The organism is Pseudomonas sp. Y5-11 (genome assembly GCF_022368695.1).
Lineage (GTDB): Bacteria > Pseudomonadota > Gammaproteobacteria > Pseudomonadales > Pseudomonadaceae > Aquipseudomonas > Aquipseudomonas parakoreensis.
The window spans coordinates 1,558,688-1,575,490 of record NZ_CP058974.1 but is presented as its reverse complement, the minus strand read 5'-3'; the positions used below and the strand labels follow the sequence as shown (position 1 = coordinate 1,575,490).

The following is a 16,803-nucleotide window of genomic DNA, read 5'->3' as shown; positions in this document are numbered from 1 at the left end:
GTCCGGCCCGACGCAATTCCCTGTGGGAGCTGGCTTGCCAGCGATGGCATCACCTCAGTGCAGCAGGCACACCGAGTCGCCTGCATCGCTGGCGAGCCAGCTCCCACAATGTCCGTGTCAAGGCGACTTACCATGCCCACCGCCCTTTACCGTCTCATCCTCGCCCTCGCACTGTTGGTGCCGATGGCCGGCCACGCCGGCGATGCCGAAGACTTCGTCGCCGCCAACCCGGTGCAACAGGCCAAACTGCTGGAAGCCTGGGCCGCGCAGCCCGAGCCGGCGCGTGTCGAGCTGATCAACGCCCTGCAGCAAGGCGAATTGACCCTCGACGGCCAAACCAAAACCCTGCGCCTGAACAACCGCCTGCGGGGTCTGATCGACACCGCTCTGGCCAGCCACCAGTTGCTCGCCGCCGACGCCAAAACCCGTCTGACTGCCGCGCAGCAATTGCAGAAAAGCGCGAAACCCGCGCAGCTGAAATTCCTCGACCAGCAACTGGCTGGTGAAAAAGACGAGAACGTCCACGCCGCCCTGAGCCTGGCGCTGGCCAACCTGCAACTGGTGGACAGCGACCCGGCAGTGCGTCTGGCCGCCGTACGCCAGCTCGGCGAAACCGGCGATCCGCTGGCCCGCACCCGCTTGGAAGGACTGCTCGAACCCGGCGTCGAAAGCGATGCCGGTGTACGTACCGCCGCCGAAACCAGCCTCGCGCAGGTCAAGCGCAAACTGCTGATCGGTGAAGTGTTGGGTCAAGCGTTCAGCGGTATGTCGCTCGGCTCGATTCTGCTGCTCGCGGCCCTCGGCCTGGCGATCACCTTCGGCCTGCTCGGGGTGATCAACATGGCCCACGGCGAGATGCTGATGCTCGGCGCCTACTCGACCTACGTGGTGCAGTTGCTGTTCCAGCGCTACGCGCCGCAGGCGATCGAGTTCTATCCACTGATTGCGTTGCCGGTGGCATTCTTCGTCACCGCAGCAATCGGCATGGCGCTGGAGCGCACAGTGATTCGTCACCTCTACGGCCGACCACTGGAAACCCTGCTCGCCACCTGGGGCATCAGCCTGATGCTGATTCAACTGGTGCGCCTGCTGTTCGGTGCGCAGAACGTTGAAGTGGCGAATCCGGCGTGGCTGTCCGGCGGCATTCAGGTGCTGCCGAATCTGGTGCTGCCGTACAACCGCATCGTGATCATCGCCTTCGCCTTGTTCGTGGTGGTGCTGACCTGGCTACTGCTGAACAAAACCCGCCTCGGCCTCAATGTCCGCGCGGTCACGCAGAACCGCAACATGGCCGCCTGCTGCGGCGTGCCCACCGGGCGCGTCGACATGCTCGCCTTCGGCCTCGGTTCGGGCATCGCCGGCCTCGGTGGCGTGGCGCTGAGCCAGATCGGTAACGTCGGCCCGGACCTGGGCCAGAGCTACATCATCGACTCGTTCCTGGTGGTGGTGCTGGGCGGTGTCGGCCAACTCGCCGGCAGCGTACTGGCGGCGTTCGGCCTGGGCATCGCCAACAAGATTCTCGAACCGCAGATCGGTGCGGTGCTCGGCAAAATCCTGATCCTCGCGCTGATCATTCTGTTCATCCAGAAACGTCCGCAAGGCCTCTTCGCATTGAAAGGACGGGTGATCGACTGATGAACCAGCCTCTACTTGTCACGGCCACGCAAAAGGCCGGCCCGAAACTCACCCTCGCCATCGGCGCGCTGATCCTCGCGCTGTTGATCGCCCTGCCGTTGCTCTCGCTGTTGCCGGCGGACAGCGCGCTGCATGTCTCGGCCTACACCCTGACGCTGGTCGGCAAAATCCTCTGCTACGCCATCGTTGCTCTGGCGCTGGATCTGGTCTGGGGTTACGCCGGGCTGCTGTCGCTGGGCCACGGGCTGTTCTTCGCCCTCGGCGGTTATGCGATGGGCATGTACCTGATGCGCCAGGCCGCCGGTGACGGCTTGCCGGCATTCATGACCTTTCTTTCGTGGACCGAGTTGCCGTGGTACTGGAGCGGCACCAGCAGTTTTATCTGGTCGATGTGTCTGGTGGTGCTGGCGCCGGGTCTGCTGGCGCTGGTGTTCGGTTTCTTTGCCTTCCGCTCGCGGATCAAGGGCGTGTATTTCTCGATCATGACCCAGGCCCTGACCTTCGCCGGCATGCTCCTGTTTTTCCGCAACGAGACCGGCTTCGGCGGTAACAACGGCTTCACCAATTTCCGCACGATTCTCGGCTTCGGCATCACTGAACCGGGTACCCGCGCGGTGCTGTTTCTGACCACCGTGCTGTTGCTGGTGGCGAGTCTGTTCATCGGCTGGCGTCTGGCGCAGAGCAAGTTCGGCCGGGTGCTGACCGCGCTGCGCGATGCGGAAAACCGCCTGATGTTCTGCGGCTACGACCCGCGCGGTTTCAAGCTGTTCGTCTGGGTCTTGAGCGCGGTGCTGTGCGGTCTGGCCGGGGCGTTGTACGTACCGCAAGTAGGGATCATCAACCCCAGCGAAATGTCGCCGACCAATTCGATCGAAGCGGCGGTGTGGGTCGCCCTCGGCGGTCGCGGCACGCTGATCGGGCCGCTGCTCGGCGCCGGTGTGGTCAACGGCATGAAGAGCTGGTTCACCGTGGCGTTCCCTGAATACTGGCTGTTCTTCCTCGGCGCGCTGTTCATCGTCGTGACGTTGTATTTGCCCAAAGGCGTGATCGGCCTGCTGAAGAAACGAGGTGAACAATGAGAGTCACAGCGAGTGCTGAATTCATGCTCGAACCGGCGTTTTTCCCCGTAGAACCGAACAAGGACGAAGGCACCAGCCGTGACTCGATCGGCCTCGGTCAGCGCGTCGGCCCCGGCCTCGACACCCGTCACGGCACGATCCTGACCCTGGAAGACATCAGCGTCAGCTTCGACGGTTTTCGCGCCCTGAACAATCTGAACCTGTACATCGGCGTCGGCGAGTTGCGCTGCATCATCGGCCCCAACGGCGCGGGCAAGACCACGCTGATGGACGTGATCACCGGCAAGACCCGCCCCAGCCACGGCAAGGCTTGGTTCGGCGAAACCCTGGATCTGACGCAGATGAGCGAAGTGCAGATCGCCCAGGCCGGGATCGGGCGCAAGTTCCAGAAACCGACGGTGTTCGAAGCGCTGAGCGTATTCGAAAACTTGGAACTGGCGCAGAAAACCGACAAGTCGGTGTGGGCCAGTTTGCGCGCACGCTTGAGCGGTGAGCAGCGCGAGCGCATCAGCGAAGTGCTGGAGACCATTCGCCTGACCACCTCGGTCAATCGCCCGGCGGGCTTGCTCTCTCACGGCCAGAAGCAGTTTCTGGAGATCGGCATGCTGCTGATGCAAGACCCGCAACTGCTGCTGCTCGACGAACCGGTGGCGGGCATGACCGATGCCGAAACCGAATTTACCGCCGAGCTGTTCAAGTCGCTGGCCGGCAAGCATTCGCTGATGGTGGTGGAGCATGACATGGGCTTCGTCGGCTCGATTGCCGACCACGTCACGGTGCTGCATCAGGGCAGCGTGCTGGCGGAAGGGTCGCTGGAGCAGGTGCAGGAAAACGAGCGGGTGATCGAGGTCTACCTCGGCCGCTGATGATCCATCCCCTGTAGGAGCTGCCGAAGGCTGCGATCTTTTGATCTTGATCTTAAAAACAAGATCAAAAGATCGCAGCCTTCGGCAGCTCCTACACAGGGATTTGAGGAGATTTTGAGAATGCTGCAAGTCGACAAGCTGCATCAGTACTACGGCGGTAGCCACATCCTCCGAGGCCTCTCATTCGACGTGAACGTCGGCGAAGTCACCTGCCTGCTCGGGCGCAACGGCGTGGGCAAGACCACCCTGCTCAAATGCCTGATGGGCCTGTTGCCGGCCAAGGAAGGCGTGGTGAATTGGGAGGGCAAACCGATCACCACACTCAAGCCGCACCAGCGCGTGCACGCCGGGATCGCCTATGTGCCACAGGGCCGGGAAATCTTCGGCCGGCTCACGGTGGAAGAGAATCTGCTGATGGGTTTGTCGCGGTTTCCCGGCAGTGAAGCGAAGGAAGTCCCAAGTTTCATCTACGAATTGTTCCCGGTGCTGCTACAAATGAAGCAGCGCCGAGGCGGCGACCTGTCCGGCGGTCAGCAACAGCAGCTCGCTATCGGTCGCGCCCTGGCCAGTCGTCCGCGTTTGCTGATCCTCGACGAACCTACCGAAGGCATCCAGCCCTCGGTGATCAAGGAGATCGGCGCCGTGATCAAGAAGCTCGCGGCGCGGGGCGACATGGCCATTTTGCTGGTGGAGCAGTTCTACGATTTCGCTGCGGAGCTGGCCGATCAATACCTGGTGATGTCCCGGGGCGAGATCGTGCAACAGGGTCGCGGCGAAAATATGGAGGCCGAGGGTGTACGAGGTCTGGTAACAATTTAATCTGTAGCTTCCTAACGATAATCACAAACCATGAACTTACCGCTTCCCACTGCCCTGTTTACCCCGAGCTGGCACGCCGAGCTGGAACTGGCCTACGCCCGCTTCGGCGACTGCACGCGCCCGGTCAAGCGCCGGCATCTGGGACCGCTGCGGGTGCAGAAGCACCTGTACGCCGAAGGCCCCGAGGTCTGCCAACACATCATCGTCCACCCGCCGGGCGGGATCGCCGGCGGTGACCGGCTGAACATCAGCGCCCGCGTCGAACAGGACGCGTGGGCGCAGATCACCAGCCCCGGCGCCGCCAAGTGGTATCGCGCGGCGGGGCCGGCGTATCAACAGCTCGAGCTGCAAGTCGCGGCCGGCGCGACGCTGGAGTGGCTGCCGCAGGAAACCATCGTCTACAGCGCCGCTCAGGCTGAACTCACCACCTCGATCGAGCTTGAAGGCGATGCGCGGCTGTTCTACTGGGACGTGGTGGCACTGGGCCGACCGGCCAGTGGCGAGCGCTTCGACCTCGGACACTTTCAGGCGCATCTGGATATCCGCCGCGACGGGCGATTGCTCTGGCACGAGCGTCAGAGGATTACTGGCGGTGACGGTTTGCTGGATTCGCCCATCGGCCTGGATGGCCGTCCGGTGTTCGCCACATTGTTGGTCACTGGTGAAATTGATGCCGAGCTGCTGGAGCGCTGTCGTTCGCTGCGGCATGCCGTGCGCGGGGATTTGACCCAGTTGCCCGGCCTGTTGGTGGCTCGGTGTCTGGCGTCAGAAGCACTGCTCGCCCGTGCCTGGCTCATCGATTTATGGCGCTTGTTACGCCCGGCTCTGCTAGGCCGCGAGGCCCAGCCACCCAGAATCTGGAACACCTGAAATGCATTCCCCTGCAGGAGCTGCCGCAGGCTGCGATCTTTTGATCTTGCTGTAAAAAATCAACGTCAAAAGATCGCAGCCTTCGGCAGCTCCTACAGAGTGTACGACTTAACTTTCTTCTGCCGAGATTTGAAAAACAAATGGACCTGACCCCACGCGAAAAAGACAAGTTGCTGATCTTCACCGCCGGCCTCGTCGCCGAGCGCCGACTGGCCCGTGGTGTGAAGCTCAACTACCCGGAAGCGATGGCCTACATCTCCGCCGCGCTGCTCGAAGGCGCCCGTGACGGCCAGACCGTCGCCGAGCTGATGCACTACGGCACCACCCTGTTGAGCCGCGAGCAAGTGATGGAAGGCATTCCGGAAATGATCCCGGAGATCCAGGTCGAAGCGACGTTTCCCGACGGCACCAAACTGGTCACCGTCCACCAACCGATCGTTTGAGGACTCGCCATGACCTACACCATTCGCGATGCCCTGCACGCCGACCTGCCGGCGATCCGTGACATCTACAACGACGCGGTGCTCAACACCACGGCGATCTGGAACGAATCGGCGGTCGACCTCGGCAACCGCCAGGCGTGGTTCAGCGCCCGTCAGGCCCAAGCCTACCCGATTCTGGTGATCGTCGACGCCGACAACGTGGTGCTCGGCTACGCTTCCTTTGGCGACTGGCGGCCGTTCGACGGTTTCCGTCACACCGTCGAGCACTCGGTCTACGTCCGTAGCGACCAGCGCGGCAATGGCCTTGGCCCGCAATTGATGAGCGTGCTGATCGAGCGGGCCAAAGCCTGCGACAAGCATGTGATGGTCGCCGCCATCGAAAGTGGCAATGCCGCTTCCATTCGTCTGCATGAACGCGCCGGTTTCAGCATCACCGGACAGATGCCGCAAGTCGGCACCAAGTTCGGCCGCTGGCTCGACCTGACCTTCATGCAACTGATCCTCAACCCTGGCGCGCAGCCGCCGGTCGCCAACAAGGAGTGACACGCGATGAACCCCGCCCAACTGCGACGCGTCAATGCGGAAAGTTTTGCGCACTATCGTCAGGGCCTGATTGATCTGCTGCTCGACGCCGTGGGTTATGGCGCCAGCGTCGGTTTCATGGCCGACCTCGATGCCGCGCAGGCCCGCGCCTATTTCGATGAAGTGCAGCAACAGGTGAACAAGGGCAGCGTGTTGCTCTGGGTGGTGGTCAAGGATGAAGAGGTGCAGGCCAGCGTGCAGTTGGGTCTGTGCCAGAAAGCCAACGGCCTCAATCGCGCAGAAGTGCAAAAACTGCTGGTGCGCGAACAGGCGCGGCGGCGTGGGCTCGGCCAGCAGTTGATGAATGCGCTGGAGCTCGAAGCGGCCAAACACAAGCGCGGCATGCTCTACCTCGACACCGAGGCCGGCTCGCCCGCCGAAGAGTTCTACAAGGCCCTGGGTTACACCCGTGCCGGTGAAATTCCCGATTACGCCTGCGACCCGCACGGTACCTATCGCCCGACCGCCCTCTACTACAAGATTCTGCAAGGAGCCCGGCCATGATTCCCGGCCAGTACCAGATCCAGCCCGGCGACATCGAACTGAATGTCGGCCGCCGCACCCTCAGCCTGAAAGTCGCCAACAGCGGCGACCGACCGATTCAGGTCGGTTCGCACTATCACTTTTTCGAAACCAACGATGCGCTGACCTTCGACCGCGCCGCCAGCCGTGGCATGCGCCTGAACATCCCCGCCGGCACCGCCGTGCGCTTCGAGCCGGGGCAAAGCCGCGAGGTCGAGCTGGTGGAGTACGCCGGGCATCGGCGGGTGTTCGGCTTTGCCGGGCGGGTCATGGGTGATCTCGACTGACGCTGATTCATCTGTGGTGAGGGAATTTATCTGTGGTGAGGGGATTCATCCCCGATCGACCGCGCAGCGGTCGCCAACCACCACCGGCCCCACCACAAAATCACTTTTGCTGAATCGCGGGTGCTACGCACCCGATCGGGGATAAATCCCCTCGCCACAATAAATTTGTGCAAGGAATTGAAATGAAGATTTCCCGGCAAGCCTACGCCGACATGTTCGGCCCCACCGTCGGCGACAAGGTGCGCCTGGCAGACACCGAGTTGTGGATCGAAGTCGAAAAAGACTTCACCACTTACGGCGAAGAGGTGAAGTTCGGCGGCGGCAAAGTCATCCGCGATGGCCAGGGCCAGAGCCAGTTGCTCGCCGCCGAAGTGGTCGACACGTTGATCACCAATGCGCTGATCATCGACCACTGGGGCATCGTCAAAGCCGACGTCGGTCTCAAGGACGGGCGTATCGCCGCGATCGGCAAGGCCGGTAACCCGGACGTACAACCGAACGTGACCATCGCCATCGGCGCCAGCACCGAAGTGATCGCCGGTGAAGGCATGATCCTCACTGCCGGCGGCATCGACACGCACATCCACTTCATCTGCCCGCAGCAGATCGAAGAAGCGCTGATGAGCGGCGTCACCACCATGATCGGCGGCGGCACGGGGCCGGCGACCGGTACCAACGCCACCACCTGCACCTCCGGCCCGTGGCACCTGGCGCGCATGCTTCAGGCCGCCGACGCGTTCCCGATGAACATCGGCCTCACCGGCAAGGGCAACGCCAGCCTGCCGGAGCCGCTGATCGAGCAGGTCAAGGCCGGCGCCATCGGCCTCAAGCTGCACGAAGACTGGGGCACCACCCCGGCGAGCATCGACAATTGCCTGAGCGTCGCCGACCAGTACGACGTACAAGTGGCGATCCACACCGACACCCTCAACGAGTCCGGTTTCGTCGAAACCACCTTGGGCGCGTTCAAGGGCCGCACCATCCACACCTATCACACCGAAGGTGCCGGTGGCGGCCATGCACCGGACATCATCAAGGCCTGCGGTTTCCCTAACGTGCTGCCGAGTTCGACCAACCCGACCCGGCCGTTCACCCGCAACACCATCGACGAACACCTCGACATGCTGATGGTCTGCCACCACCTCGACCCGAGCATCGCCGAAGACGTGGCGTTCGCCGAAAGCCGCATCCGCCGCGAGACGATTGCCGCCGAAGACATCCTCCACGACCTCGGCGCGTTCTCGATGATCAGTTCCGACAGCCAGGCCATGGGCCGTGTCGGCGAAGTCATCACGCGCACCTGGCAGACCGCCGACAAGATGAAAAAGCAGCGCGGCCCGCTGCCCCAGGACGGCGAAGGCAACGACAACTTCCGCGCCAAGCGCTACATCGCCAAATACACGATCAACCCGGCGATCACCCACGGCATCAGCCATGAGGTGGGCTCGGTGGAGGTCGGCAAATGGGCCGACCTGGTACTCTGGCGCCCGGCGTTCTTCGGCGTCAAACCGACGCTGATCCTCAAGGGCGGTGCCATCGCTGCGAGCCTGATGGGCGACGCCAACGCGTCGATCCCAACCCCGCAACCGGTGCACTACCGCCCGATGTTCGCCAGCTACGGCGGCTCGCTGCACGCCACCAGCCTGACCTTCATCAGCCAGGCCGCACAGGAGGCCGGGCTGCCCGAGGCATTGGGCCTGAAGAAGAAAATCGGCGTGGTCAAAGGCTGCCGCGATGTGCAGAAAACCGACCTGATCCACAACGATTACCTGCCGAACATCGACGTCGATCCGCAGACCTATCAGGTCAAGGCCGACGGTGTGCTGCTGTGGTGTGAACCGGCGGAAACCTTGCCGATGGCTCAGCGTTACTTCCTGTTCTGACACACGGCAAAAGGCCCCCGACCCGCGTCTTGCGCACGGGCCGGGGGCCTTTTTCATGGGGCAGGAAAACCGATGTGCAAACGGTCGTGTATTTCCCGCCAAAGGGGCTAATATTCGATTCGCTCCGCCTATTTTCAGGAACTGCCCATGCGTCTCTCCGAGTTCATCCTGGCCAACATCGAGCCTATCGTCGATGAATGGGAACAGTTCGCCGCGACCATTACGCCGGCGGCCGACCATCTGGATTCCACTGCGCTGCGCGATCACGCCAGCGAGATTCTACGGGCCGCCGCCCGCGACATGAGCAAGCCACAGAGCCCCGCCGAACAGGCTGCCAAAGCCAAGGGCGAAGGCCCGGAAAAGACCCCAAGCCTGGACGAGGCCGGCGCCAGCCATGGCGAACTGCGCCACACCGTCGGTTTCGATCTGGTGCAGATGACCAGCGAATTCCGCCATTTGCGCGCCTGTGTGATCCGCCTGTGGGTCGACAGCCTTGAGTCGCCGGACGTGACCTATTTCCAGGACATGATCCGCTTCAACGAAGCCATCGACGAAGCCCTCGCCGAATCTACCGCTGCCTACGCCGAGCAGGTCAACCGCTCGCGCGACATTTTCCTCGCCATCCTCGGCCATGACCTGCGCGCGCCGCTGCAGGCGGTGAGCATGTCCACCGAACTGCTGCTGCGTAAATCCAGCCTCGAGGGCGATGCGCTGGCCTGTGCCTTGCACATCAAGCGCGGTGCGCGGCACATGGCGGCGATGGTCAGCGACCTGCTGGAGCTGGTGCGCAGTCGCCTGGGCCGTAGCCTGCCGATCGAGCCGGCAGCGATGGACCTGGCCGTTGCGGCGCGGGCGGCGATTGCCGAAGCCTGCGCCGGTAATCCGCTATCCGATCCGAAGCTCACGGTGCACGGCGACACCCGTGGGGTGTGGGACGCCGGGCGAATCGACCAACTCCTGCAAAACCTGATCGGCAACGCCTTGCAGCACGGCACCAGCCAGCGCGACGTGACCCTTGATCTGCGTGGCGAGGGCGACAACGTGTACCTGTCGGTGCACAACTACGGCACACCGATTTCCGAAGAGGCGATCAGCACGATTTTCGACCCGCTGGTGCGCAGCGCCGACGAAGAACTCGGGCAGCCGTCGACCAGCCTCGGGTTGGGCTTGTTCATCGTCAAGGAAGTGGTGAGCGCCCATGGCGGGACGATCGACGTCAGCTCGAGCGAGGCTGACGGGACGCTGTTCAGTGTGGTGTTGCCGAGAAAGGTTTAAGCAGGCCAACCGCGTAATCGTTCTTCGCGAGCAGGCTCGCTCCCACAAGAGACCGCAGTCAACCTGTGGGAGCGAGCCTGCTCGCGAAGGAGCCGGCAAATACAGCCATAAACAACGCTAAAACTATTCGACCACCAGCCGCCCCAAGCGCTGCCTGAGCATCCGGTTCTCCGCCCGCAACTCATGCACCTCCTCCAGCAGATTCAGGGCCAGCGCGACCCCATCCCATTCCAGCTCCAGCTCGCGCCGCAACTTCGCGGCGCGCTTGGCCAGGCTCAGCTCGTAGTCGGTGAACCGCCATTCCCGGGGCTGCGCGCCCTGAGGTTCGAGGATGCCGTGTTCGACGATTTCGATCACGTAGACGTCCGACAGATCGGCCGCCTCACAGAATTCTGCCATGTCCAGTTGAACGATCAGGGGGCTGCTCATGATGGGCTACTCCGTCGTCGAATTCAGAAGTTCTCGCGTGGGTTGAACGCGGCTTTCTTCGCCAGTTCCTGCCACAGCGCCTTGACCTCGTCGTCCGAGGTTTTCGGCATCACGGCCTTGAGCTGCACGAACAGATAACCACGCTCACCGGCCTTGTTTTTCAGGCCATGGCCCTTGGCGCGCATGCGCTGGCCGTTCTGGCTGCCGGCCGGAACCTTGAGGTTGATCTTGCCGGTCAGGGTCGGCACGGCCACCTCGGTGCCCAGCGCCAGCTCCCACGGTGCCAATGGCAAGGTGATGATCAGGTTTTCGCCTTCGACATCGAATTTCGGGTGCGGCGCAAAGCGAATGGTCAGGTACAGATCGCCATTGGCGCCGCCACCGATGCCCGGCGCGCCCTGCCCCTTGAGGCGGATGCGCTCGCCGTCGGTCACGCCCGCCGGGATCTTCACGTTCAGGCTTTTGCTGGTGTTGCTGACGTGCTGACCGTTGGCGTTGTATTGCGGGACCTGAAAGCTGACCTTCTTCGACTCGTTCGACAGCGTCTCCTCAAGGAAGATCGGCAGTTCCATTTCCACGTCTTGTCCCCGCCGTCCTGCACTGCGTTGTTGCCGACCTTCGCCGCCACCGAAACCGGCGCCGCGATTGCCGAAGATCGAACTGAAGAAGTCCGAGAAGTCGCCGGTGTCACCGCCGCCGCCGCCAAAGCCACCACGGCTCTGCCAGCCCGGCGGGCCCTGGAACGGCTGACCATGCTGGCCATAACGGCGCAGGTCGTCGTACTCGGCGCGCTTGTCGGCGCTCTTCAGCGCTTCATAGGCTTCCGAGGCGTCCTTGAACTTGGCCTCGGCGTCTTTTTCCTTGCTGACATCGGGGTGGTATTTGCGCGCCAGCTTGCGATAGGCAGCCTTGATTGCCTTGTCGTCCGCTGTCGGCTCCACGCCGAGTATCTTGTAATAGTCTTTGAAGTCCATCGAAGGAATCACCATCCGTTATCGATTTCGCGCCGAGACCAGCATGCGCTCATTCGCACGTGCCGGGTTGACCGATCTCAACTTTGTGACCGGGTGGCGCAGCAGAAGTTTATCGGCAGTGGACGACGGTTCTTGCGACCGCCGGTATGTCTGCCGGCCCATGCCAGCAAGTTTGGGGCGAAGCTGCGACTTTCAAGAAGCTTAGTCGTGAAATAGCAGATGACCGGCCTTCGAATCTGCCGCGCACTGACATACACTGCGCGGCCGTTTTTTGACCGGAACCCGAAAGACATGAACAACGCCTCTCCAGCCCGTGCCTGCGGTATCGACTTCGGCACCTCCAACTCCACCGTCGGCTGGCTGCGCCCCGGCATGGAAACGATGATCGCGCTGGAAGACGACAAGATCACCCTGCCGTCGGTGGTGTTCTTCAACATCGAAGAACGCCGCCCGGTGTACGGTCGCCTGGCGCTGCACGAGTACCTGGAAGGCTACGAAGGCCGGCTGATGCGCTCGCTCAAGAGCCTGCTCGGTTCCAAGCTGATCAAGCACGACACCAGCGTGCTCGGCACCGCGATGCCGTTCAAGGATCTGTTGGGGCTGTTCATCGGCCAGCTCAAGAGCCGCGCCGAAACGGCCGCCGGTCGCGAGTTCGAACAAGTGGTGCTGGGGCGCCCGGTGTTTTTCGTCGATGACGACCCGCTGGCCGACCAGGAAGCCGAAGACACCCTGGTCGAAGTGGCATGCAAGCTCGGCTTCAAGGACGTGTCATTCCAGTACGAACCGATTGCCGCCGCCTTCGACTACGAGTCGACCATCGAAAAAGAAGAGCTGGTGCTGATCGTCGACATCGGCGGTGGTACCTCCGACTTCTCGCTGGTGCGTTTGTCGCCCGAGCGTCGCGGCATGGACAACCGTCACGATGACATCCTCGCCACCGGCGGCGTGCACATCGGCGGGACTGATTTCGACAAACAACTGAGCCTGCAAGGCCTGATGCCGCTGTTCGGCTACGGCAGCCGGATGAAGAGCGGCGCCTACATGCCCACCAGCCACCACATGAACCTGGCGACCTGGCACACCATCAACTCGGTGTACTCGCAGAAATCCACCCTGGCGCTGGGCAGCATGCGCTACGACATCGAGGACACTGGCGGTATCGACCGTCTGTTCAAGCTGATCGAACAGCGCGCCGGGCACTGGCTGGCGATGGAAGTGGAAGAAACGAAGATCCAGCTGACCCACACCGACAGCCGCCACGTACCGCTGGATCGCATCGAGCCGGGCCTGAGCGTGGAACTGAGCCGCGCCCTGTTCGAATCGTCGATCGACGCGCTGCTTGAGCGCGTGCGCGGCAGCGTTACGCAGCTGTTGAATGATGCCAACGTCTCGGTGGGTCAGGTCGATACGGTGTTCTTCACTGGCGGCTCCAGCGGCATTCCGGCGCTGCGCAACAGCGTCTCGGCAATGCTGCCGAACGCGCGACATGTGGAAGGGAACATCTTTGGCAGCATTGGCAGCGGTCTGGCGATCGAGGCGATGAAGCGTTACGGCGCCATGAACTGACCTGAAATCGGCATTGCGCCTTTCGCGAGCAAGCTCGCTCCCACATTTGACCGCATTCCTTCAGTTGAAATGCAATCCAGTGTGGGAGCGAGCTTGCTCGCGAAGGCGCCAGATCAGGCAACACAGATCCATCGCTTACACCATCCCGCCCAGCTTCAACTCACTCTTCAGATACGCGTAATAAATCGGCCCCGCCACCACCCCCGGCAGGCCGAACGCGGCTTCGAACACCAGCATCGCCAGCAGCAACTCCCACGACTTGGCACTGATCTGCCCGCCGACAATGCGCGCGTTGAGGAAGTATTCGAGCTTGTGGATAAAAATCAGGTAACCCAGCGCCGCCACCGCCACCCAGATCGACAGCGACAGGCCGACGATGGTGATCAGCGTGTTCGACATCAGGTTGCCGATCACCGGCAGCAGACCGAGCAGGAAGGTCAGGACGATCAGGGTTTTGGTCAGCGGCAGCTTGATGCCCAGAAGCGGCAGAATCACCGCAAGGAAAATCGCGGTGAAGAAGGTGTTCAGCAGGGAAATCTTGATCTGCGCGAAGACGATGTTGCGAAAGGCTTGCACCAGCAGGTGCAGGCGATCAAACAGGGCGGCGGCCAGCGGCTTGCGCCTGGTCACATCCGGTATCCGCTGCAGGGCAATGATTGCACCGAGGACCATGCCGATCAGCAGGGTGACAAACATGTGCGCCGCGTCCTTGCCCACCAGTTGCAGCTCGGACAGGTGCTTGCTCGCCCATTCGCCGATGGCCACGCGAAATTCCGCAGCGCTGGCCGGCAGATAGGCATCGAGAAACGGCGGCAGTTGCCCGCGCGCGCGATCGACCACGCCCATGAATTTGTCGAGCGAGGCGCCCGGGTTTTCCGCTTCGTGCAGCAGGAAACTGATAGCACCGGCAAAGATCAGCGCCAGCACGCTGACCACCAGGGTGCCCAGCAGCGCCACCGCCAGCCAGCGCGCACGCCGGCCTTCGATCAATCGTTGCAGTTGCGGGGTGAGCATGTTGACCAGCTCGAACACCAGCAGACCGGCCAGCAGGCTGGGCAACAAGCGCAGCGGCAATGCCAGCAGCAAACCGCCAAAAATAATGATGCAACTGACCCAAAACACAACATGACGCTCAGAAAACGTTGGCATACAGCCTCAAAACGAACGGCGTAAAAGGATTGGCAGTCTGCCAGCGATCCGGGGAGAGCACTAGGTATATGCGGTGCTTGAGATTGGCGGAGCCAAGACCGGCCTCTTCGCGAGCAGGCTCGCTCCCACAAGGGGTACGCATTTCAATGTGGGAGCGAGCCTGCTCGCGAAGAGGCAAGCCCGCTCACCACCAGACTCGAGTGATTACTTTTTCTTCAGGCAATCACTCATGAAGGTCTTGCGCGCGTCGCCGGTCAGGGCCTTGGTTTTCGCGTCGGCGTTGCAGGTCTTCATTTTTTCCTGCTGCGGGGTCAGCACTTTGGCGTCATTGGCGGCCGGAGCGGCCTTGAGGCAAGTGCTCATGAAAGTCTTGCGCTCATCGCCCTTGAGGTTCTTGGCGGTAGCGTCGGCATTGCAGGTGGTCATTTTGTTCTGTTGCGCCGTGGCGGCGAAACCCTGGGAACACAGGAGCAGACCGATCATCAACAAAGGCACACGCAACATCTTCATGGAGTTTTCTCCTTGTCGCCGCATCGATGGATGCGGCCTCCGCTGAAGTGTAGCCAAATCTTGTTACACCTTCCTGCCTTCCAGGTGGCTGCGCCGATACTGTTCCGGGGTACATCCGGCCTGACGGGCAAACATGGCGATGAAGGCCGAGCCACTGCTGTAACCCAGATCGAAGGCGATCTCCTGCACGCTCTTCGTGCTTTCCAGTGCCTCGATGGCAGCCAGGTAACGCAGGCGCTGACGCCATTCGCCGAAACTCATGCCCAACTCGCGCACGAACTGCCGGGCCAACGTGCGCTCGCTGACGTGTACCTGCGCCGCCCAGTGCGCCAGCGGCTGGTTATTACCGGGATCGGCCTGCAATGCATCGAGAATCGCCAGCAACCCGGGATGGCTCGCGTACGGCAGATAACATTCATGGACCGGCGCCTGTTGCAGTTGATCGACCAGCACCTGGGCCAGACGCTGGTCGGCGTCGAGTTCGGGGATCTTCACGTCGCGGGCGGCGAAGTCCTTGAGAATCGCCTTGAGGATGTCGCTGATCGCCAGCGTGCAGGCGCGCTCCGGCAAATTGGCGCAGACCTTCGGATCGAGGCATACCGCGCGGTAGTTGACCGGTTGATGGCTGTAGAAACTGTGCTCGGTCTGCGGCGGCACCCACACCGCGTACTGCGGCGGCGACATGAAGCGGTTGCCGTCGACGTCCATGTGCAGCACGCCGTGGGCCGCGTACTCCAGCGTGCCCCACGGATGGCGGTGCGGCGCGGCGTATTCATGGGTGTTGAAGTCGGCGTAGCGGAAGTACACCGCTGACGGCAATTCGCTGAAATCCAGCAGATCGATGTGTTTACTGTTCATGCTGTCCGGTTGCAGAGGCAGGTTGTCCGGTTCGCAGTATAGGGCTGCATCCAGACAGGGGATAATCACGGTTCATCAACGTTCTGGTTTTAACCCATGCAATACGCGTTTCCGCTGCTGGCGATTTTCATCTGGGCCGGCAATACCGTGATCAACAAACTGGCGGTCGGAGCAATCTTCCCCGCCGAGATCGGTTTCTATCGCTGGCTGCTCGCCGGCCTGCTGTTCACCCCGTTCATGCTCAAGGCGGTGATCGCGCACTGGCCGCAGATCCGCCCCAACCTGGGCAAGATCTTCATCCTCGGCGTGCTCGGGATGGCGGTCTATCAAAGCCTCGCCTACTTCGCCGCGACCCTGACCAGCGCGACCAACATGGGCATCATCCTGTCGCTGATGCCGCTGATGTCGCTGGCCATGGCGATCATCAGCCTCGGCCAGCGCCTGACTGCCGGCGCATTGTTCGGCGCGGTGCTGTCGTTCGCCGGCGTGCTGGTGGTGGTGTCGTCCGGCAGCCTCGGCGCCTTGCTGCAGCACGGGGTAAATCTGGGTGACGCGATGATGCTGATCGCCACCCTCGCCTACGCGATCTACAGCACCCTGCTGAAAAAATGGCAGTTACGCCTGCCGCCGCTGGTGTTGTTGTACTTGCAAGTGCTGGTGGCAATTGTGGTGCTGTTTCCGCTGTATGCCGCTTCACCGAAAACCGGCTTCACCGCGCAAAATATTCCGCTGGTGCTGTACGCGTGCCTGCTGGCCTCGATGCTTGCGCCGCTGGCGTGGATGCAGGCGGTGCAGCGTCTGGGGCCGAGCCGCACGACCTTGTTCTTTAACTTGCTGCCGTTGATTACCGCGCTGATTGCGGCGGTGGTGTTGAAGGAAGAGTTGGCGATGTATCACCTGGTGGGTGGGGTGTTGACGTTGGGTGGAGTGATTCTGTCGGAGCGTTGGACCACCGTTCTAGGCCGCAAACTCAGCGTCGCCTGATCTGGCCCTGTGGTGAGGGGATTTATCCCCGATGGGCTGCGCAGCAGCCCTTGTTTTGAGATAAAAAGCGGG

18 protein-coding genes are annotated in these 16,803 nt (G+C 62.1%); 13 read left to right on the top strand and 5 right to left on the bottom strand.

Going from position 1 to position 16,803, the window contains the following annotated elements; translation table 11 throughout:
* Window positions 1-132: 132 nt before the first annotated feature.
* The 11 genes from urtB to HXW87_RS06920 all read left to right on the top strand — a co-directional run bounded on the left by urtB (window position 133) and on the right by HXW87_RS06920 (window position 10,261).
* Window positions 133-1,635, top strand: coding sequence for an urea ABC transporter permease subunit UrtB (urtB, locus tag HXW87_RS06970; protein ID WP_239778636.1), 1,503 nt, complete (start codon window positions 133-135; stop codon window positions 1,633-1,635).
* Complete coding sequence (urtC, locus tag HXW87_RS06965; protein ID WP_239778635.1) at window positions 1,635-2,714, top strand: urea ABC transporter permease subunit UrtC; 1,080 nt, start codon at window positions 1,635-1,637, stop codon at window positions 2,712-2,714. Before urtB ends, urtC begins: the two co-directional genes overlap by 1 nt.
* A 23-nt stretch (window positions 2,715-2,737) precedes the next feature.
* Window positions 2,738-3,580: an urea ABC transporter ATP-binding protein UrtD gene (gene urtD / locus HXW87_RS06960; protein WP_178085241.1), complete on the top strand. Its 843-nt coding sequence runs from the start codon at window positions 2,738-2,740 to the stop codon at window positions 3,578-3,580.
* Between the two features lie 120 nt (window positions 3,581-3,700).
* Complete coding sequence (urtE, locus tag HXW87_RS06955; protein ID WP_239778634.1) at window positions 3,701-4,399, top strand: urea ABC transporter ATP-binding subunit UrtE; 699 nt, start codon at window positions 3,701-3,703, stop codon at window positions 4,397-4,399.
* A 30-nt stretch (window positions 4,400-4,429) separates the two neighbouring features.
* Window positions 4,430-5,269, top strand: coding sequence for an urease accessory protein UreD (locus tag HXW87_RS06950; RefSeq protein ID WP_239778633.1), 840 nt, complete (start codon window positions 4,430-4,432; stop codon window positions 5,267-5,269).
* A gap of 140 nt (window positions 5,270-5,409) precedes the next feature.
* On the top strand, window positions 5,410-5,712 hold the full coding sequence (gene ureA, locus HXW87_RS06945; RefSeq protein ID WP_003221215.1) for an urease subunit gamma: 303 nt from the start codon (window positions 5,410-5,412) through the stop codon (window positions 5,710-5,712).
* A 9-nt stretch (window positions 5,713-5,721) separates the two neighbouring features.
* Window positions 5,722-6,255, top strand: coding sequence for a GNAT family N-acetyltransferase (locus HXW87_RS06940; protein ID WP_095667667.1), 534 nt, complete (start codon window positions 5,722-5,724; stop codon window positions 6,253-6,255).
* 6 nt (window positions 6,256-6,261) lie between these two features.
* Window positions 6,262-6,798 carry a GNAT family N-acetyltransferase gene (locus HXW87_RS06935; RefSeq protein WP_047291019.1) on the top strand — a complete coding sequence of 179 codons (537 nt, stop codon included), beginning with the start codon at window positions 6,262-6,264 and terminating at the stop codon, window positions 6,796-6,798.
* Window positions 6,795-7,103, top strand: a complete 309-nt coding sequence (locus HXW87_RS06930; RefSeq protein WP_007966984.1) for an urease subunit beta — start codon at window positions 6,795-6,797, stop codon at window positions 7,101-7,103. The genes HXW87_RS06935 and HXW87_RS06930 overlap by 4 nt, the downstream gene beginning before the upstream one ends.
* A gap of 182 nt (window positions 7,104-7,285) precedes the next feature.
* Window positions 7,286-8,986, top strand: a complete 1,701-nt coding sequence (gene ureC, locus HXW87_RS06925) for an urease subunit alpha (RefSeq protein WP_198759479.1) — start codon at window positions 7,286-7,288, stop codon at window positions 8,984-8,986.
* Between the two features lie 147 nt (window positions 8,987-9,133).
* Entirely contained in the window at window positions 9,134-10,261 is a 1,128-nt protein-coding gene (locus HXW87_RS06920; RefSeq protein ID WP_239778632.1) for a sensor histidine kinase, read from the top strand.
* Between the two features lie 123 nt (window positions 10,262-10,384).
* On the opposite strand, the gene HXW87_RS06915 is transcribed toward HXW87_RS06920, so the two are convergent.
* Together HXW87_RS06915 and HXW87_RS06910 are read right to left on the bottom strand one after the other, a co-directional pair.
* Window positions 10,385-10,690: a chaperone modulator CbpM gene (locus HXW87_RS06915; protein WP_047600625.1), complete on the bottom strand. Its 306-nt coding sequence runs from the start codon at window positions 10,688-10,690 to the stop codon at window positions 10,385-10,387.
* A gap of 23 nt (window positions 10,691-10,713) precedes the next feature.
* A complete protein-coding gene (locus HXW87_RS06910; RefSeq protein ID WP_041065895.1) occupies window positions 10,714-11,664 on the bottom strand; it encodes a DnaJ C-terminal domain-containing protein in 951 nt (316 codons plus the stop codon).
* A 291-nt stretch (window positions 11,665-11,955) separates the two neighbouring features.
* Here HXW87_RS06910 and HXW87_RS06905 point away from each other — a divergent pair, with 291 nt between their 5' ends.
* On the top strand, window positions 11,956-13,230 hold the full coding sequence (locus HXW87_RS06905) for an Hsp70 family protein (protein WP_239778631.1): 1,275 nt from the start codon (window positions 11,956-11,958) through the stop codon (window positions 13,228-13,230).
* Between the two features lie 135 nt (window positions 13,231-13,365).
* Here HXW87_RS06905 and HXW87_RS06900 read toward each other — a convergent pair whose 3' ends face one another.
* The 3 genes from HXW87_RS06900 to HXW87_RS06890 form a co-directional block, all read right to left on the bottom strand.
* Complete coding sequence (locus HXW87_RS06900; protein WP_239778630.1) at window positions 13,366-14,379, bottom strand: hypothetical protein; 1,014 nt, start codon at window positions 14,377-14,379, stop codon at window positions 13,366-13,368.
* Between the two features lie 204 nt (window positions 14,380-14,583).
* Window positions 14,584-14,889, bottom strand: coding sequence for a PsiF family protein (locus HXW87_RS06895; RefSeq protein WP_041065573.1), 306 nt, complete (start codon window positions 14,887-14,889; stop codon window positions 14,584-14,586).
* A 63-nt stretch (window positions 14,890-14,952) separates the two neighbouring features.
* On the bottom strand, window positions 14,953-15,747 hold the full coding sequence (locus tag HXW87_RS06890; RefSeq protein ID WP_239778629.1) for a helix-turn-helix domain-containing protein: 795 nt from the start codon (window positions 15,745-15,747) through the stop codon (window positions 14,953-14,955).
* A gap of 96 nt (window positions 15,748-15,843) precedes the next feature.
* On the opposite strand from HXW87_RS06890, the gene HXW87_RS06885 reads away from it, so the two are divergent.
* Window positions 15,844-16,731 carry a DMT family transporter gene (locus HXW87_RS06885; protein ID WP_095667669.1) on the top strand — a complete coding sequence of 296 codons (888 nt, stop codon included), beginning with the start codon at window positions 15,844-15,846 and terminating at the stop codon, window positions 16,729-16,731.
* Window positions 16,732-16,803: the final 72 nt, after the last annotated feature.

Coding starts and splice junctions, on each gene's coding strand:
- HXW87_RS06930 (WP_007966984.1), top strand. CDS start 6,795: ATGATTCCCGGCCAGTACCAGATCCAGCCCGGCGACATCGAACTGAAT.
- urtB (WP_239778636.1), top strand. CDS start 133: ATGCCCACCGCCCTTTACCGTCTCATCCTCGCCCTCGCACTGTTGGTG.
- urtC (WP_239778635.1), top strand. CDS start 1,635: ATGAACCAGCCTCTACTTGTCACGGCCACGCAAAAGGCCGGCCCGAAA.
- HXW87_RS06900 (WP_239778630.1), bottom strand. CDS start 14,379: ATGCCAACGTTTTCTGAGCGTCATGTTGTGTTTTGGGTCAGTTGCATC.
- HXW87_RS06950 (WP_239778633.1), top strand. CDS start 4,430: ATGAACTTACCGCTTCCCACTGCCCTGTTTACCCCGAGCTGGCACGCC.
- urtE (WP_239778634.1), top strand. CDS start 3,701: ATGCTGCAAGTCGACAAGCTGCATCAGTACTACGGCGGTAGCCACATC.
- ureA (WP_003221215.1), top strand. CDS start 5,410: ATGGACCTGACCCCACGCGAAAAAGACAAGTTGCTGATCTTCACCGCC.
- HXW87_RS06895 (WP_041065573.1), bottom strand. CDS start 14,889: ATGAAGATGTTGCGTGTGCCTTTGTTGATGATCGGTCTGCTCCTGTGT.
- HXW87_RS06890 (WP_239778629.1), bottom strand. CDS start 15,747: ATGAACAGTAAACACATCGATCTGCTGGATTTCAGCGAATTGCCGTCA.
- HXW87_RS06905 (WP_239778631.1), top strand. CDS start 11,956: ATGAACAACGCCTCTCCAGCCCGTGCCTGCGGTATCGACTTCGGCACC.
- HXW87_RS06910 (WP_041065895.1), bottom strand. CDS start 11,664: ATGGACTTCAAAGACTATTACAAGATACTCGGCGTGGAGCCGACAGCG.
- HXW87_RS06935 (WP_047291019.1), top strand. CDS start 6,262: ATGAACCCCGCCCAACTGCGACGCGTCAATGCGGAAAGTTTTGCGCAC.
- ureC (WP_198759479.1), top strand. CDS start 7,286: ATGAAGATTTCCCGGCAAGCCTACGCCGACATGTTCGGCCCCACCGTC.
- HXW87_RS06885 (WP_095667669.1), top strand. CDS start 15,844: ATGCAATACGCGTTTCCGCTGCTGGCGATTTTCATCTGGGCCGGCAAT.
- HXW87_RS06940 (WP_095667667.1), top strand. CDS start 5,722: ATGACCTACACCATTCGCGATGCCCTGCACGCCGACCTGCCGGCGATC.
- HXW87_RS06915 (WP_047600625.1), bottom strand. CDS start 10,690: ATGAGCAGCCCCCTGATCGTTCAACTGGACATGGCAGAATTCTGTGAG.
- HXW87_RS06920 (WP_239778632.1), top strand. CDS start 9,134: ATGCGTCTCTCCGAGTTCATCCTGGCCAACATCGAGCCTATCGTCGAT.
- urtD (WP_178085241.1), top strand. CDS start 2,738: ATGCTCGAACCGGCGTTTTTCCCCGTAGAACCGAACAAGGACGAAGGC.